General features: G+C 46.4%; 16 protein-coding genes. 13 read left to right on the plus strand and 3 right to left on the minus strand.

Going from position 1 to position 16440, the window contains the following annotated elements; translation table 11 throughout:
- Nucleotides 1–133 precede the first annotated feature (133 nt).
- Nucleotides 134–766, plus strand: a complete 633-nt coding sequence (locus tag GWR56_RS07235; RefSeq protein WP_162430461.1) for a phosphoribosyltransferase — start codon at nt 134–136, stop codon at nt 764–766.
- Between the two features lie 17 nt (nt 767–783).
- Here GWR56_RS07235 and cfa read toward each other — a convergent pair whose 3' ends face one another.
- A complete protein-coding gene (cfa, locus tag GWR56_RS07240; protein WP_162430462.1) occupies nt 784–1896 on the minus strand; it encodes a cyclopropane fatty acyl phospholipid synthase in 1113 nt (370 codons plus the stop codon).
- Between the two features lie 401 nt (nt 1897–2297).
- Between cfa and GWR56_RS07245 the strand changes: the two genes are divergently transcribed.
- The 12 genes from GWR56_RS07245 to GWR56_RS07300 all read left to right on the plus strand — a co-directional run bounded on the left by GWR56_RS07245 (nt 2298) and on the right by GWR56_RS07300 (nt 14291).
- Nucleotides 2298–2966: a BON domain-containing protein gene (locus GWR56_RS07245; RefSeq protein ID WP_162430463.1), complete on the plus strand. Its 669-nt coding sequence runs from the start codon at nt 2298–2300 to the stop codon at nt 2964–2966.
- Between the two features lie 22 nt (nt 2967–2988).
- Nucleotides 2989–3498, plus strand: coding sequence for a hypothetical protein (locus GWR56_RS07250; RefSeq protein WP_202925386.1), 510 nt, complete (start codon nt 2989–2991; stop codon nt 3496–3498).
- 75 nt (nt 3499–3573) lie between these two features.
- Nucleotides 3574–4407, plus strand: a complete 834-nt coding sequence (locus tag GWR56_RS07255; protein ID WP_162430464.1) for a universal stress protein — start codon at nt 3574–3576, stop codon at nt 4405–4407.
- A gap of 19 nt (nt 4408–4426) precedes the next feature.
- Complete coding sequence (locus GWR56_RS07260; RefSeq protein WP_162430465.1) at nt 4427–5023, plus strand: DUF4136 domain-containing protein; 597 nt, start codon at nt 4427–4429, stop codon at nt 5021–5023.
- Between the two features lie 251 nt (nt 5024–5274).
- Nucleotides 5275–5424 carry a hypothetical protein gene (locus tag GWR56_RS07265; RefSeq protein ID WP_162430466.1) on the plus strand — a complete coding sequence of 50 codons (150 nt, stop codon included), beginning with the start codon at nt 5275–5277 and terminating at the stop codon, nt 5422–5424.
- Between the two features lie 122 nt (nt 5425–5546).
- A complete protein-coding gene (locus tag GWR56_RS07270; protein ID WP_162430467.1) occupies nt 5547–6737 on the plus strand; it encodes a PAS domain-containing sensor histidine kinase in 1191 nt (396 codons plus the stop codon).
- Nucleotides 6706–7071 (plus strand): response regulator transcription factor, encoded by a 366-nt coding sequence (locus tag GWR56_RS07275; protein WP_162430468.1) that lies wholly within the window; start codon nt 6706–6708, stop codon nt 7069–7071. The genes GWR56_RS07270 and GWR56_RS07275 overlap by 32 nt, the downstream gene beginning before the upstream one ends.
- A gap of 269 nt (nt 7072–7340) precedes the next feature.
- Nucleotides 7341–8711, plus strand: a complete 1371-nt coding sequence (locus GWR56_RS07280; RefSeq protein ID WP_162430469.1) for a sensor histidine kinase KdpD — start codon at nt 7341–7343, stop codon at nt 8709–8711.
- Nucleotides 8712–8918: 207 nt separating this feature from the next.
- Nucleotides 8919–9434 carry a flavodoxin domain-containing protein gene (locus GWR56_RS07285; protein ID WP_162430470.1) on the plus strand — a complete coding sequence of 172 codons (516 nt, stop codon included), beginning with the start codon at nt 8919–8921 and terminating at the stop codon, nt 9432–9434.
- 211 nt (nt 9435–9645) lie between these two features.
- Nucleotides 9646–12156, plus strand: coding sequence for a cation-translocating P-type ATPase (locus GWR56_RS07290; RefSeq protein ID WP_162430471.1), 2511 nt, complete (start codon nt 9646–9648; stop codon nt 12154–12156).
- A gap of 143 nt (nt 12157–12299) precedes the next feature.
- The gene (locus GWR56_RS07295; RefSeq protein WP_162429147.1) at nt 12300–12485 is read left to right on the plus strand and encodes a hypothetical protein; all 186 of its coding nucleotides are present in this window, start codon (nt 12300–12302) and stop codon (nt 12483–12485) included.
- 258 nt (nt 12486–12743) lie between these two features.
- The gene (locus GWR56_RS07300) at nt 12744–14291 is read left to right on the plus strand and encodes an FAD-dependent oxidoreductase (protein ID WP_162430472.1); all 1548 of its coding nucleotides are present in this window, start codon (nt 12744–12746) and stop codon (nt 14289–14291) included.
- Nucleotides 14292–14365: 74 nt separating this feature from the next.
- On the opposite strand, the gene GWR56_RS07305 is transcribed toward GWR56_RS07300, so the two are convergent.
- Nucleotides 14366–16108, minus strand: a complete 1743-nt coding sequence (locus tag GWR56_RS07305) for a S41 family peptidase (protein ID WP_162430473.1) — start codon at nt 16106–16108, stop codon at nt 14366–14368.
- A 63-nt stretch (nt 16109–16171) separates the two neighbouring features.
- Nucleotides 16172–16387 (minus strand): hypothetical protein, encoded by a 216-nt coding sequence (locus tag GWR56_RS07310; protein WP_162430474.1) that lies wholly within the window; start codon nt 16385–16387, stop codon nt 16172–16174.
- Between the last annotated feature and the right edge of the window lie 53 nt (nt 16388–16440).

Consider the following 16440-nt stretch of genomic DNA (forward strand, 5'->3'; position numbering starts at 1 on the left):
GCCCATTTGCTGTTGTTGGTTCCGCGCGGCGCACAGTCATGGAACGGTTAACGCCGCAATGCCAAAGTTTGACAAACGGGCTGGGAGAAGCATGCGCAGCTGAATGGTTAAAGCCCCAATTATTACAATAATTATGTTTAGAGACAGAACGGCGGCTGGCCATTTATTAGCAGACAAACTTAGCGCTTATAAAAAAGAATCGGGTGTAGTGTTGGCTGTGCCGCGTGGCGGTGTCCCGGTAGCGTACCATGTTGCAAAGGAACTAAGATTTCCGCTTGATATTGTGTTGATCAAAAAAATAGGTCATCCAAACGGAAAAGAATATGCTATCGGTGCAGCCAGTTTAACAGACTATGTAGTAATACCTCAACAGGGCGTATCACAAGCATACCTTGAACAAGAGCTGACCGGAATACGCCGGCGCCTGGCTGAGATGAGAAAGAAATTTCAGGGTGATGCGGAACCCGTCGATATTAAAGGAAAAACGGTGATTGTTATAGACGATGGGGCCGCTACCGGCCATACTTTATTACGCACGCTTGAACTGATCAAAAAAAGCAGACCGGCTAAAGTTGTTGTGGCCATCCCTGTTGCATCAGCGCCCGCCATAAAGCTGTTAAAGGATGAGGCCGACGAAGTGATCGCCTGTTTGGTCCCGCCTGATTTTTACGGAGTAGGCGCTTACTACGACAACTTTGATGAAGTGAGCGACGATGAAGTTTCTTTTTATCTTGACAAGTTGCACCGGCTGCAAAAAACCGCGTAGCCGGATATTTGGAGCGGTTAACGAACGGAGCGATAGTCGGCATTGTAGCCTGGCCGGCTAAAAACCAGTTGCCATAAACTGTTTTTACCTGCCCTGAAGGACGCCGCGCAAACGTTTAGGTAATACATCCACATCCTGTAAAACGTATCTCCGTAAGCATCGCGCAGTTTTGGCCAGCTGTTTTGGAAGTGACCGCGCCATGCAAGCACGGTACGGTCATAGTCTTTCCCGAAGCAATGCCAGTCATGTAAGATAAGTTCAGGCTCGAAGGCAGCGCTGAGCTGTGCTGGCGAGGGTATCTGTCCGTTTGGGAATATGTAGCGGTCGATCCATGGGTCAGTTGGCGACGAATCGGCACTACCAATGGTATGCAGCAGGAACAACCCGTCCTTACGCAATAACTGCCTCACTTTTTTCATGTACGCCCGGTAGTTTTTTAAGCCAACATGTTCGAACATGCCTATGGAAACGATCCGGTCATATTCGCCATTAAGGTCGCGGTAATCTTCCAGTTTAATACTTACCGGTAGGCTTACGCACCGTTGCTGCGCCAGTTTTGCCTGCTCGGCCGATATGGTAATGCCGGTTACCTTTACCAGATACTTACTGGCGGCATATTGAGCGAAGCCGCCCCAGCCACAACCAATGTCCAACACTTCCATGCCAGGTTCAAGCTTTAATTTACGGCATATCAACTCCAGTTTGTGTTCCTGCGCTTCATCAAGGTTACTAGCATTTGCCCAGTACCCGCAGGAGTACATCATCTGTTTACCAAGCATTTGTTCGAACAGATCATTGCCCAGGTTATAGTGTATGCGGGCAACTTTTCGGGCCCGCCGCTTGGTTTGGCGGTTAAAGAGCAGATCGGTTATTTTATACCTGAACCAACTGCCGGCAGGTTTAACATTTTGATGCAAATTTGCCGACAGTAATTTAAAAATTAATTCGTCTAGCTTATCGCAGTCCCACCAACCATCCATATATGATTCACCCAGGCCCAGCGAACCCTCTTTTAATACACGATTGTAAAAGCGCTGGTCTTTTATTCTGATATCTGTCGCGTCGGATCCGTTCGGCTGTATGCCGGCGGCGACCAGCAGATCAGCGACCAATTCAGGGGCGGTCTTCATTTTTTTTAAATATGATGTCTATTAGTTTCCACGCCGGCACAGATACAGGCGCTTGCTGTAGCGATATCCCGGGTTATGGTAAAACTAATTTCGCTTAACGCTAAAAAAAGTGATATAAAACAAGCGTATTGGTGTTATTGAGCACGATGGAAGTAAAGCAATTGCCGTATTATCCGTCGGGCTGATTATAGGCAAGGGCTGCGGCTGACCTGTTTTAGCCTTCTTTTTACGATCCTGTATACTGCTCCTTATCGCTGAATGCCCGGGCGCGTAAAGGATTTTGTAGAGTTGGTAAGCGCGCGATAAAATACTGATGATGAGGCTCATCTGCCGGGCTGATCACTGTCATGGTATGCAACCTTTTTAACATGGTTCTTTGAATTAATCAATTGCTACAAAACATGAAAACAGACATTCAAATCCAAAAGGACGTTATGGATGAATTGAAATGGCAGCCATTTCTGAATTCATCCGAAATTGGCGTTGCCGTAAAGCATGGCATCGTAACACTGTCGGGAATCGTTGATTCTTTTTCCAAAAAACTAAGTGCTGAGCGTGCGGCTAAAAAAGTGGCCGGCGTTAAAGCCATCGCCGAAGATCTTCAGATCGGCGTGTCGCCGGCTTATTGGCGAACCGATGCAGAGATAGCCGAAGCCGTTATTAACGCGCTAAAATGGCATTCCGTGGTTCCTGACGATAAGCTGAAGGTAAAGGTAGAAGACGGCAACGTTACCCTGGAAGGAGAGGTTGAATGGGCGTATCAGCGTGATAGCGCCAAAAGCGCTGTACAACACTTATCCGGTGTAAAGTACGTGTTTAACCTCATTACCATCAAGCCGAAACTTACCCCGTTTGAGTTGGAACAAAAAATTTCTGCCGCTTTTCGGCGCAATGCAACGGTAGATGCCGGTAAAATTACCGTAAGCACCATAGGTGATAAGGTTATCCTGACCGGGAAGGTAAGATCGGCCGTTGAAAGTGACGACGCTGAAGACGTTGCCTGGGAGGCCCCGGGGGTACGCCGTGTAGTGAACAAACTCACTATTGAAGAACCTGAACTGGTTTATTAATCATATCAAAAAGCAAAGCACCATGAAAACTTTAAAACCAATATTGATGCTGGCGATGCTCATTGCCGGCCCCGCGCTGCAAGTTTCAGCGCAGATCAACTTACCCGAAGTGCGTATCATCGCCTCGACCTATAAATACCTGAATGCAACAGACAACCGGGACATGAGCCAGCCGGTAAGAATGCTGGAATTGAAAGCCGCCAGTTACGATGTTAAAAAGTCGGAGTTCTATGATGATGATTATGACGGATACTATATTTCTTTTTACATACCCGACGGTAAGATCCTGGCGGCTTATGATAAAGACGGTAAATTATTGCGTACGGCCGAAAAATTCAAGAACACTAAATTACCATCGGCAATCAGGGATGCTGTTAATCAACGTTTTCCGAACTGGCGAATAGCCGAGGATATCTATCAGGTGTATTATTATGACGAAAAGGAGCAGGCAGACAAGACATTTAAGCTACTACTTGAAAACGGCAACAAACGGCTGAAGGTAAAAATCAACGAAAAAGGAGAATTCCTGTAAATCATTTAACTAACCTGCTCACAATAATAGAAAGCTTTCGTGTTAAGGCGAAAGCTTTCTTTAAAATGCTTTATCATGAAAAAGCTAATGCTCGCATTTGACGCGGAAAAACCCGATCTGCAAAGTCTGGAATTCGGGATTTATCTGGCCCGGCTAACAGGCTCGGCATTAACCGGAGTGTTTTTGGAAGACCTTCCCCTTGCGCCGCCTGCAGCCAAATTTGCTTATGGTAGCGTGTATGCGGAAAGCATACGCACGGAAAACCCGCCGGAACTGACTTATAAAGAAAGGATTGCTGAAGAAAATATCCGGAAATTTAAGGCTACCTGCGAGGCGCAGGGTATAAGTTACCTGGTGCATCGCGATCAGGATGTTCCGTTGGACGAACTGGTAGCCGAAAGCCGCTATGCCGACGTGATAATCTCCGGCCCGGCACTGTTTGCCACCTCGCCCTTAGAAACTCCGGCCGAGATGGTTAAATCGTTGCTGAACAAGGCCGAGAGCCCCGTTATCATTTCGCCTCATCGCACCTACGCCATTGATAAGGTACTGTTTGCCTTTGATGGCAGTTCTTCGGCGCTGTTTGCCATCAAGCAGTTTACCTACCTGTTCCCCGAACTGAGCGGGACCGACATTAACGTATTGCAGGCTGATGAAGGAGCGATATTTAATGAGGAAGAAAAAGAAAAGATTTATGAATACCTTAAAGTGCATTACAGCCGTATAGATTTTACAGATCTGCGTGGAAAGCCGCAGGATGAGCTATTCGATTACTGTTTGCGGGAACTCAACGCCATCCTTGTGATGGGCGCTTATGGTCGCAGCTGGTTGTCAAACCTGTTTAGGGCCAGCGCTGCCGACCTGGTGCTTAAGCTTAATAATTTACCGGTTTTCATCACACACCGGTAATCATAATCAATAAACAGCCATGAAAAATTTCAAATCCGTTATCGTTCTGCTGGCGGCCACTTTCATAGTGGCATGCTCCGGCTATCAATATTATGCTATCCAAAGCAGTAAAGCAAGCTTCAACAAATACCGCACCTTTGCCTGGCTGCCTGTGCCGGATACTCCCGGGCATGTCAGCGACCTTGTAGATGAAAAGATCAAAGAAGCGGTTACCGCGGGCCTTGAAAAACGCGGGCTCGCGCTTCAAAGCGCACGCCCCGACTTGCTGGTGCGTTATTCGGTGCAGGTAAAAGACCGCACCCGGATATATAATTATCCTACCTATGTCTACGGGCCGGGCATTGCCTACCGCGGCGTGACACGTGACAGGAACGGCCGCTATTTTTATTACAATTTTAATAGGCCTTTCCCGGTTTTCGTCGCAAATGATATTGTAGAAATGCCCTATAGCGAAGGGACACTTATTATCGACCTCATCGAACGCCGCAACCACCAGGTTATTTGGCGCGGTTACGGTTCGGGCGACGTTGATGACCGCCAACGAGCTATCCAGGATATACCTGAAGGGGTAGAAGGCATTTTAAATAAAATGCCGATTGCCCCGGTACATAAATGATCATCATTACCCAAATTCTTATCTGCCTGGCTGGTAGTGATGCATTTGAGATTAACGGGTATGGCTGAAATTTGCCCATCTGGGCTTTACTGCCTTGGTTGAACGCCGTAACGTGCACCAAAGGCAGGTAACGCCTGATTTAAACTTCAGACCACCCCAGATCATTCCGTTACCGGGCGTCACCTGCCGTCATTTTGTGGAATGGTTTTCAGCATTGGCCCCGATATATACGTTGCGAAAAAAAAATGATTATGAAAACGACGAAAAGTATTAAACATCCGCAGCGAAAACCGCCCGGGTGGACCCTTACGCAATGGGTGTTGGCGGTATTGATCGCCTTTTTGGCATTAACCATTATTGGCCTGGTAGCCTTCTTGTTTTTTCCGGATATTGCTATTTAGCGTTAAAAAAAACCAGTAAATAAAACTTTATAATAAACGGCAACGTAAAAAAGTTTTACTACTAATTGGAATATTTTTTAACTTTATAGTTGCGTATCTACCCGCGCTTAATACCTCGTGTTATGAACGAGTCAAACACCTTATCGCTTGAAAGTGAAGCTGGTTTTAAGGCTTTATTTCAATACGCTACCGTTGGCATCCTGGTGGTTAGCAGTGGAGGGAGGATAGAACTATCCAACCCGGCCGTAGAAAAGCTGTTTGGCTACGAAAAGGCGGAGTTAACCGGACAACTTATTGAGCTATTGGTGCCCGAAGCCTTTCGTCACAGCCACGTTCATCACCGCGAGGGTTATTTCAAAAAACCCAAAGCCAGGCCAATGGGTTATGGCCTCAATTTATTTGCCCGTAAAAAGGACGGCACCCAATTTCCGGTAGAGATCAGCCTTGGTCATTATCAGTTGGACAATGAATCGCTTGCCGTTGCATTTGTAACCGATATTACCGAACGCCAGCGGTTTAATGATGAGTTAGAGGCCAAGGTAAAAGAACGTACGCTTGAACTGACGCAGTCGCTTGAACGCGAAAAAGAGCTGAACGACATGAAATCGCGGTTCGTTGCCATGGCTTCTCACGAATTCCGGACCCCCTTAAGCGCTATTCTCTCCAGCCTTACACTGGCTGAATCCTACACCAAAGCCGAGCAGGAAGATAAAAGGAAGCGCCATATTGGCCGTATCCGCGCCTCTGTTAAGAACCTCACCGTCATCCTTGACGAATTTCTTTCCCTGGATAAAGTGGAGCAGGGCAAAGTTGAAATTGAACGCGAAACCTTTGACCTTTATGATTTTGCAGAAGACCTGGTGGAGGAAGTGAACGGGATGCTCAAACACGGCCAGCATATCCGGTTTTCTTATAACGGGGCCCGCGATATCACACAGGATAAAAAGATACTTCGTAATATAATGCTCAACCTGCTTTCTAACGGGGTGAAGTATTCCGGCGAACACCAGACAGTCTACCTGGATATCAATGCGGACAACGACCAACAAAAAGTAATGATCAGGGTAAGGGACGAGGGTATTGGCATTCCGCAGGAGGATCAAAAAAATCTGTTTAATAAATTTTACAGGGCTAAAAATGCCACCAACATACAGGGTACCGGGCTTGGGTTAACTATCGTAAAACAATATGTAGAATTATTGAACGGCGATATCAGTTTTATTAGTGAACCTAACCAGGGGACAACTTTTATTATTGAATTTTCACTAAATTATCCCGGCCATGAAAACGATCTTATTGATAGAGGACAATAACGATATACGCGAGAATACTTGCGAACTGCTGGAACTGGAAGGTTATAAAGTTATTTTGGCCTTAAACGGAAAAACAGGCTTAATACTGGCCACTGAACATTCACCGGACCTGATCCTTTGTGACATCATGATGCCGGAAGCTAATGGTTATGAAGTTCTTAGCGGCTTGCAAGCCAACGAAGCTACCCGTACTATCCCATTTATATTTTTAACGGCCAGCGCCGAAAAAAAGGAGGTTGCGGCAGGCCTTGAAATGGGGGCTAGTGGTTATATCCGCAAGCCCTTTGAACCCGAAGAGTTATTTGAAGCCATCGACCGATTGTTAAAGGCCTGAGCTATCGGCATCATCACGTTTCGAACGTTACCCGGTTTATGTTACGATCATTACCTTAAGCAAGATGCTGCCTGGTTGCTGAATAGCGTTTTGTGGTTGCGGGAAAGGCAAACCTCGCGCAAGCTTTGTTACAAAGCCTATTATCAAACCGTCTTTTAATAGCTGTAATAATCCGCGCTATTCACAAGTGTGAAGAATCTTCCTTAAAGGTGTTTAAAGTCATTTTTCCCCATTACGATTTGCTCTATTATTGAGGTTAAATTATAAACATGATGAAATCCCCTGAAGGCAAAACAAGCCAAATTTTTTTCGGCGGGGAACAAAGGGGTAGGGCGCTATCGTCAAAGGCCTTAAAATGGTTCCGGATATTTTTTTATCTCGGTTGTGTCACTTCTATTGTATTGGTTGTAGTAGTGGGCTTGATATCTTACAGGGCGTTAAACCGGCAGCGAAAGCTTGAAAAATGGGTGGAGCATACTTATAAGGTGTTGCGAAAAACAGACTCGATAGCCATGTATTTTAATAAAACGCTGTTGCTGGATGGTTACCTGGAGCAGCCCAGCCATTACGAAAAAGGTTTTTTCAGTGCCTCTGAGCACCAGGGTTTAATACAGCAGGTGAACGGCTTAATTATACTTCTTAAGGATAACCGTTTGCGTTCAACCGAAATATCGCTGTTAGGTCGGCAGATTGATACGCTGTTTCGGATATCAAACGAAGGGGATACCAAACAGTTTCGTGAACATATCGGAGATATTAATGAAACGCTGCTGCGGATAAAGCAGCTGGAAGAATCCCTTTTATTAAATCGCGAAAGTGCGTACACCCGATCCAGCAAACAAACGCAGGGGATTATAGTAGTGGGCTCCTTACTTATTTTGCTGATCGTATCCTGCCTCATCTATGTGATCTTAACCGAATTGAAAAGCCGGATGCGCGCTTACCAGGAAGAACACGAGCTGAACCAGTTAAAAAGCAGTTTTATTACCCTTGCTTCGCACGAGTTCCGCACCCCGCTTAGTTCCGTTTTGCTATCCGCCACGCTTATAGAACGTTATCTGGAACGGAACGAAAGTGGGCCTGCACTTAAACACGCGGAAAAGATCAGGCAGGTAGTGCATAACCTCGAAAGCATCCTGGAAGACTTTTTATCGTTAGACCAGTTGGAGGAAGGTTTGATAAAGGCGGAGTTTACTTCATTTGACCTTGTGCAACTTTGCAGGGATGCGATGTTAAATTTCAGGTTGACGGCTAAACCCGGGCAGCAGTTGGTTTATGACTCGCCAACCGAACCGCAGATGGTAAACTTAGACAGCGACCTTATCGAAAAGTCGTTAAGCGGATTAATATCCAATGCAATTAAATACGCCGGGGACAACGCGCATATCTGCCTAACGACTGAGGTAACCGCCAACAGCGTGATCATAAGCGTCAAGGACAACGGCTTGGGTATAGCCGAAGAGGGCCAAAAAAAGTTGTCTACTTTATTTTATCGGGTTGACAGCACCGGTAACATTGCGGGCACGGGACTGGGCTTGAATATTGTAAAGCGCTACGTGCAACTGATGGGAGGAACACTTGGGTTCTCCAGCGTCCCGAACAAGCAGACCTGCTTTACCATGACCTTTCCTAACAAGTAATAAGACTTTTTTCTGAGCAATGGCAAGATGCCGTGTGCTGAGTCGTCAAAGCAAATTTCATCTGTAATGGTCATTTTAAAATGGGCAATATCTTCACAGCTTGTTCGCTCATCATGCGGCCAATATCAATGTGGATGACCAGTAGTTCTTTCCCGGTTGATCGTCGTCATTTTTTTGGCGGCAGGTACTTTCTAATTTGTCGCCAATATGAAAGGGATCATTATTTACGCAGGGAAATACGGCGCTACCTGTCAATACGCGCAATGGTTAGCCGATACGCTGAAGTTCCCCGTGCTGCCGGCAGAAAAAGCCACAGCAGCCAGTCTTCAGGGATATGACAGCATTATCCTGGGCAGTTCGGTATACATTGGCAAGCTGGTCATTCGGCGCTGGCTACAGCAACACGAGTCAGCGCTTGCCGGTAAGCAACTGTTTCTGTTTATCGTATGCGGTTCTGCAGGCGCCAACAACAAGGAACAGGACAAGCTCCTGGATAATAATCTTTCGGCCGCGATAAGGCAGCAGGCTAAAATATTTTTCATGCCCGGGAGGTGTGTAATCAGCAAACTCAGTTTTAAAGACCGTTTGTTGTTGCGTTTAGGGTCTATGCTGGTAAAAGACGCAGCGCAGAAAGCTGGTATGAGGAACGGTTTTGACCTGATGAACCGCAAGGCCCTCGACGGATTGATAGGGGAATTTGGCTGGCATTCTGCGCTTATTTAGGCGGATGTTTATTTCTAGCATTGCTTTCTACACCGGGACTGGGACAGGTGAGCGACGGCAAAATCCGTTCGCTATCAAAGATTTATCCTTGCTTAGCCTCACACATAACGGCCGTCAGCCAATTTGATGATGTTCATCATTCACGCCCCGTATTCAAATGCTCAATTTTGAATTATGCACCGTGCAAAAAAGCGCGGACTTTAAGAACAAGATGGCGGCGAATAATTATGGTATACAAGGCTTAAATAACCTTGGCGTAGAAAAGTCCAGGGCCGTTTACGGAGCAAACCGGCTTTCGTTTAAAAAAGCGAACAAGTTTATCAACGCGCTTACCGGGATCGCCAAAGAACCGATGGTGGTTTTACTGCTGGTTACCTCGGGTGTCTACTTTATAAGTGGTAAAACAGGTGATGGCATTTTTCTGGCGTCGGCGATCATACTTGTGGCCGGCATCTCTTTATATCAGGACTCGAGGAGCCGTAACGCGCTTGAAAAATTAAAGGATTTTTCGCAACCCCGGTGCAAGGTTATCCGCAACGGTATCGTAAAAGCGATAAAAAGTGAAGAGCTGGTGGTTGGCGACAGCCTTATGGTGGAAGAAGGCACCATGATCATGGCGGATGGTGTTATTGTGCACGCTAATGATTTCTCGGTCAACGAGAGTGTGCTCACGGGCGAGTCGCTGGCCGTTTATAAAGACAGTTGGGGCGCTAACCATTTCATTTTTCACGGTACAACCGTAGCAAGCGGCCTGGCCATTGCCACCGTAACGGCCGTAGGCAACCAAACGCGTTTGGGCAAGATCGGCAAAAGCATGGAAGCCATTGCCGACGAAAAGACGCCACTGGAAATACAGATCAGCAATTTCGTAAAAAAAATGGTGGTCGCCGGGCTCATTGTGTTTGCAGGGGTATGGGCCATCAATTACTACCATTCGCCCAAGCTGCTGGATAGCCTGATAAAAGCGCTAACACTGGCTATGAGCATTTTACCCGAAGAGATACCGGTAGCCTTTACCACCTTTATGGCGCTGGGCGCCTGGCGGATGATGAAAATGGGCATTGTGGTGAAACAAATGAAAACGGTAGAAACGCTTGGTAGCGCATCTGTAATTTGCATTGACAAAACCGGAACAATTACAGAAAACAAAATGAGCCTAGCCAAGGTGTTTTCGTTGAAAACCGGACAGATCGCGGATGTGACCGATAAAATTGCCGGTAGCCCCAACCAGGAACTGGTAAGATTAGCCATGTGGGCCAGTGAGCCGATACCTTTCGATCCGATGGAAACCGCCCTGCATGATGCTTACGCCAGTTCTCATCAAGGTGACGAACGCCCCGACTACAGGATGATCCATGAATATCCGCTGAGTGGCCAACCGCCGATGATGACGCATATATTCGAGAATCGCAGCGGGGCCAGGATCATCGCGGCAAAAGGCGCTCCGGAGGCATTTATGAAGATATGTAAGCTTACGGAACACCAAATAACCCGGATGATGACTGCCATAAATGCCCTGACTGCTGAAGGTTACAGGGTGTTGGCCGTTGCAGAAGCCAAGCTGAGCGGCGATAACTTCCCCGCCACTCAGCAGGAATTTCATTTTGAGCTGAAAGGCCTCGTAGCCTTTTATGACCCGCCAAAAAAGAACATCAAAGCGGTGCTGGAAAGCTTTTACCAGGCCGGGATTAAAGTAAAGATCATTACAGGTGATAACGCGGCAACAACCGCGGCAATAGCCCGGCAAATAAATTTTAGGGGTGCAAGCCGCTCCATTAGTGGCGACACGCTGATGCAATTATCTGATCATGAGCTGCAAGAGAAGGTGGAAGACGTGCATATTTTCACCCGCATGTTTCCTGATGCCAAGTTAAAGATCATCAATGCTTTGAAAGCACAAAACGAGATAGTGGCCATGACGGGCGACGGGGTGAACGACGGCCCCGCGTTAAAGGCCGCGCACATTGGCATTGCTATGGGTAAAAAGGGTACCGAGATAGCCAGGGAAGCCGCATCGCTTATCTTACTGGAGGACGACCTTTCAAAGATGGTAGCTGCTGTTGCCATAGGCCGGCGTATTTATGCCAACCTTAAAAAAGCGATACAATATATTATTTCTATCCACATCCCTATCATATTAACCGTGTTTATTCCGCTGGCTTTAGGCTGGGTTTATCCTAATATTTTTTCGCCGGTACATATCATTTTCCTCGAACTGATCATGGGGCCAACCTGCTCGATCATCTACGAGAACGAACCCATGGAAAAAAACACGATGCTTCAAAAGCCGCGCCCTTTCAGTACAACTTTTTTTAACTGGCAGGAATTACTCGTCAGTGTATTGCAAGGGCTGTTAATAACTGCCGCAACGTTGTTTACTTACCGGTATGCGGTAGCCAATGGCGCCAGCGAACCGGTTACCCGTACAATGGTATTTACCTGTTTGATAAGTGCGAACATTTGGCTTACGCTGGTTAACCGGTCATTTTACTATTCGCTGTTCACTACCATCGGGTATAAGAACAACCTGGTGTTATTGGTTATCGGGATAACCGTTCTCATATCATGTGCGCTGATCTATATTGAACCGTTGGCTTTGTTTTTTAATTTGGCGCCCCTCCATGCCCCGCAGCTGACCGCCGCGGTTGCTTTCGGCTTATTTTCCGTCATCTGGTTCGAGCTGTTCAAATGGCGAAAACGAAACAGAAACGAAGGCCATTAACGACGTCGTGCGGCTGTCGGTTGAATTTCAGAAACATAATCGTCAATCTTTTGAGCAACATCAACTAGGCTTGTGATGTGCATCACGTTAAGTAAGGGCAGCTCAATGCAATTTTATATAAGAATAAATTAATACATCATACCGTGAAAGAGCAAGTTAAAAAGGTGGGGAATCAGGGGGGAGCCATTTATGGCATGGCGTTATTAGGCGCGTTGGTTTATTTTATACAGCATGCCACTACATTCTGGGGTGGTATGCTTGGCATCTTAAAGGCGGTTTTCTGGCCCGCCATGATCCTTTACAAAGTACTTGAACTTTTAAAGTTGTAAGTTTTGACTACTACGTTAGAAAAATCTGCACATGAACAGGCATTTCCTTATTGCAGGAAATGCGGGCGGCGCTGCGATGCGCGGATACCCCGTGGTGCTTTTGTCAGGATATTTCTGAGCTGGCTGCCGCTTAAGCGATATATTTGCTTTCGCTGTAACCGCACATTTTACAAACTGGATAATTAATTCAAAATAAGATAAGCGGTTATTATTTGCAGCCAGATCCGAACAGAGGGGCCGGACTTTTGTTATACGGTAATGATACCACAAAACGAACCGGGCACAATGCGCGACGGGGCGCAGCTGAGCCCCTGGCAATTAGTAACGGGCGGGGCCGTCCAAGAGGGCTTTTCGCCGGATAAAATTTACGACGCACTGGTTATAGGCGGCGGCATAACCGGGCTTACAGCCGCGCTGTTGCTGCAAAACGCGGGCAGGAAAGTTATTATTGCCGAGGCCTATACAATTGGTTTTGGCACTACCGGTGGCACTACCGCCCACATCAATACCTTTGCAGATACCAGCTATAACGATGCGATGAGCAATTTTGGTAAAGAAGGGGCGCAGCTTTTTGCCGAGGCCATTAACGAGGGCTGCGGCCTTATCAGGGCCAATGTGAGCAACTACCGTATTGATTGCGACTATGAAACCAAAACAGGTTTTATTTATGCCGAGGACGAGAAACAAGCCAGCCAGCTTAATGAATTGTTTGAAAGCACCAAACGTGTTGGCGTGCCGGTAAACTATACCGAACAGGTACCGACCCCGCTGGCCTTTAAGGCGGCCCTGCAGTTGAACGGACAAGCGCAGTTTCACCCGTTAAAATACCTTCAGGCCTTATCAAAAGCATTTGTAGAAGCTGGGGGCGTGATACTTGAAAATACAAAAATTGACACCTTAGAAGCCGGCGACGAAATTCATTACGGCTTGTCGGGCGCATTAAAAATAAAAGCAAGGAATGTGGTTTATGCTACACACATTCCGCCGGGCATCAATTCTTACAGCCTCCGCTGCGCGCCGTACCGCAGTTACGCTATTGCTGTTCAACTTACCAACGAAGTTTATCCCGACGCCCTTATCTACGATATGCAGGAACCATATCACTATTTTCGCACCCATGTAATTAAAGGGCAAAAACTTCTGATAGCGGGAGGTAACGATCATAAAACCGGGCACGATGAACCTGAAAAGGCCTTTACAGACCTGGAAAACTATGTTAGGGACAATTACCCGGTGGCCGAAGTTAAGTACCGGTGGTCCAGTCAGTATTATGTACCAGCAGATGGTTTCCCATACATAGGGCAGATGCCCGAGGCGGCAAAAGGCGTTTATTGTGCTACAGGCTATAACGGCAACGGAATGATGTTTGGCAGCATAGCGGGGAAGATACTGGCTGATCTGATACAGGGGAAGGATAACAGGTACCAGGAAATATTTAGCCCGTCGAGACTGAAACCGATTGCCGGTTTCACTGAATTTGTTAAAGAAAATGCTGATGTGGCCTACCATTTTGTAGCCGATAGGTTTGGTTTGCAGGAAACAGAATCGTTTAAAGAATTACAGCCGGGAACAGGGCAGGTAGTAGAAATTGACGGAAAAAAAGTAGCTGCCTACCGGGACGAAACGGGACAGGTGTTCGCGCTTAGCCCGGTTTGTACCCATGCGGGCTGCATTGTTAACTGGAACGGCGAAGAAAAAAGTTGGGACTGCCCCTGCCATGGTGCAAGGTATGATATCAACGGACAGGTATTAACAGGCCCGGCTACAAAACCCCTCACTGCGGTCCATCCGCAGGCGAAGCAATAGCAGCAAAAAAGGCATCTTTAGGTTAGCTAAAGATGCCTTGGAATCATCCATTTGAGGGTAATGATATGCTGCGCTTAGTCGTCGTCCTCGTCGTCTTTGTCGGCTGCTTTTTTGCCTGCCATAGCTAACAGGGGCTTACCGATAACTTTGTAGTCGCCTACTCCATTTAGTATCGATGCCATCTGTGGTTTATCCTGCATGGTCTTTACGGCTTCGGCCAACTCCTTGTCGTATTTAAAATTGGCCTCGTACCGGCCCCGTTCATACGCATACCGCGACGCTATCTCGTTTTCAAGCACCTGCTTTATTTCGTCCTTGTGCAGTTGCAGGTCATTTTGTTTGCTGCTGGCCATTTTGGCTTTCAGCGCGTCATATTCGGCTTGTATCTGGCTAAATTGTTTCTCTTTAGTGGCCTCGGTTTTAAGGCTGTTCAGCATTTTTTCAGATATGGTGCTGTAAGTGTAGTTTTTACCATCAAGGTATTTGATAAAATCGGCGTAATCCTGATCAGTGAGAGTTAATGTTTTTGGGTTTATAGGCGCAGGATGGGTGTTACGATATTTGGTAGCGTAATCAAATATCAGCAATTTGCTAACCAGTGCCTGGGTAATATTTGCAAACCTGTCCTGTTTTATAAAAATATCTGGATAAATACCGCTGCCATCATAAACCGAGCGGCCGTTTTTGGTTTTAAACTCGTGGATAGAAGAATCGGCAACCTTTATTACACTGCCATCATCCTTACGATGGGTATAATCCAGTTCCTGCACGCAACGGCCTGATGGCACGTAGTATTTGGCTACCGTTACCTTTACCAGGCTATTGTAAGGCAGGTTAAAGGTTTGCTGCACCAGCCCTTTGCCGTAACTGCGCTGACCAATGATTATGGCCCTGTCAAGGTCCTGCAAAGCGCCGGCAACTATTTCTGACGCTGATGCCGAACGGCCGTTTACCAAAACCACCAGCGGCAGGTTGGGTTCAAGCGGGGTAGCTACCGTACTGTAAGTAAAGTTCTTTTCTTTTATTTTGCCTTTTTGAGACACCACCTGCACATCCTTTTGTACAAACAGGTTCACAATCTTTACAGCCTCCTGCAAAATACCCCCACCGTTTGATCTCAGATCGAGAATAATGCCGCTTGGGTTGTTCTTTTTAATGGAAATAAGCGCGCTGGTTACTTCATCGGCCGAATTTTCAAGAAACTTATTCAGCTTTATGTAACCCATATTGCCCGCCACCATGCCCGAGTACACAACATTGGGTTGTTTTATCTCGTCGCGGGTAAGGCTTTTGGCTACGGGCGCTTCGCCTTCGCGTTTCATCAAAAGTTTAATAACTGCCCCTTTAGACCCTTTAAGCAATTGGCTTACCTGGTCGTTGGTTTTACCTTCAAGGTCAATATCATTTATTTTAAGCATCTGGTCGCCCTGGCGTATATCTGCTTTTTGCGCAGGGAAGCCTTCAAATACATCAGATACATAAACCTTTTTATCGCGCAGGAAAATGCTGGCGCCTATGCCACCATATTGGGTGCTTACATAATGCAGTTTATACTCTTCAATTTCCGATTCGGGGACAAACTCGGTGTAGGGGTCCAGACCTTGCAGCATGGCATCAACGCCGGTTTTAATCAGTTTGGCCGAGTTTATATCGTCAACATAATTAATGTTCACTTCTTTATATACCGATGCAAAAACATCCAGGTTTTTTGAGATCTGGAAAAGATCATCGTTAAAACTCCAGATACTTATAACCAAAGCAAGCCCGCCCACGTACATAGCGGGTTTTTTGTACTTGCTTATCATGCGTTTATTCATCCCCCTTAACCTATTGAAATATAAATATATAAAAGCCATTTAGCTTTTAATAATAAACTGATTTTAAAGGCGGTTATTATCAATGTTCACCAAAGCCTTTGTAAGCGTGAACACCACGTACCGCCTGTCGCGGTTAATTAGTTGCATTAAGCGGGTTATCAGGCTTTCTTCCTGGCCTTCGGTGTACTGTAACTGCTCATCGGTAAGGTGGTTATATTTGCGCTGCACCTTTATTTTTACACGTTCCCAATCTTTATTACTGATAGTTATCTCTGCCATAAAAAAATATTTAAGCAAAAATATAAAAAATACGCTGCTACCTGCGTTTAATA

This window comes from Mucilaginibacter sp. 14171R-50 (assembly GCF_010093045.1).
In the GTDB taxonomy this organism is placed as follows: domain Bacteria; phylum Bacteroidota; class Bacteroidia; order Sphingobacteriales; family Sphingobacteriaceae; genus Mucilaginibacter.

Excerpts from the sequence above, each read along its gene's own strand:
- GWR56_RS07235 (WP_162430461.1), top strand. The coding sequence starts at position 134 with ATGTTTAGAGACAGAACGGCGGCTGGCCATTTATTAGCAGACAAACTT.
- cfa (WP_162430462.1), bottom strand. The coding sequence starts at position 1,896 with ATGAAGACCGCCCCTGAATTGGTCGCTGATCTGCTGGTCGCCGCCGGC.
- GWR56_RS07245 (WP_162430463.1), top strand. The coding sequence starts at position 2,298 with ATGAAAACAGACATTCAAATCCAAAAGGACGTTATGGATGAATTGAAA.
- GWR56_RS07250 (WP_202925386.1), top strand. The coding sequence starts at position 2,989 with ATGAAAACTTTAAAACCAATATTGATGCTGGCGATGCTCATTGCCGGC.
- GWR56_RS07255 (WP_162430464.1), top strand. The coding sequence starts at position 3,574 with ATGAAAAAGCTAATGCTCGCATTTGACGCGGAAAAACCCGATCTGCAA.
- GWR56_RS07260 (WP_162430465.1), top strand. The coding sequence starts at position 4,427 with ATGAAAAATTTCAAATCCGTTATCGTTCTGCTGGCGGCCACTTTCATA.
- GWR56_RS07265 (WP_162430466.1), top strand. The coding sequence starts at position 5,275 with ATGAAAACGACGAAAAGTATTAAACATCCGCAGCGAAAACCGCCCGGG.
- GWR56_RS07270 (WP_162430467.1), top strand. The coding sequence starts at position 5,547 with ATGAACGAGTCAAACACCTTATCGCTTGAAAGTGAAGCTGGTTTTAAG.
- GWR56_RS07275 (WP_162430468.1), top strand. The coding sequence starts at position 6,706 with ATGAAAACGATCTTATTGATAGAGGACAATAACGATATACGCGAGAAT.
- GWR56_RS07280 (WP_162430469.1), top strand. The coding sequence starts at position 7,341 with ATGATGAAATCCCCTGAAGGCAAAACAAGCCAAATTTTTTTCGGCGGG.
- GWR56_RS07285 (WP_162430470.1), top strand. The coding sequence starts at position 8,919 with ATGAAAGGGATCATTATTTACGCAGGGAAATACGGCGCTACCTGTCAA.
- GWR56_RS07290 (WP_162430471.1), top strand. The coding sequence starts at position 9,646 with ATGGCGGCGAATAATTATGGTATACAAGGCTTAAATAACCTTGGCGTA.
- GWR56_RS07300 (WP_162430472.1), top strand. The coding sequence starts at position 12,744 with ATGATACCACAAAACGAACCGGGCACAATGCGCGACGGGGCGCAGCTG.
- GWR56_RS07305 (WP_162430473.1), bottom strand. The coding sequence starts at position 16,108 with ATGAATAAACGCATGATAAGCAAGTACAAAAAACCCGCTATGTACGTG.
- GWR56_RS07310 (WP_162430474.1), bottom strand. The coding sequence starts at position 16,387 with ATGGCAGAGATAACTATCAGTAATAAAGATTGGGAACGTGTAAAAATA.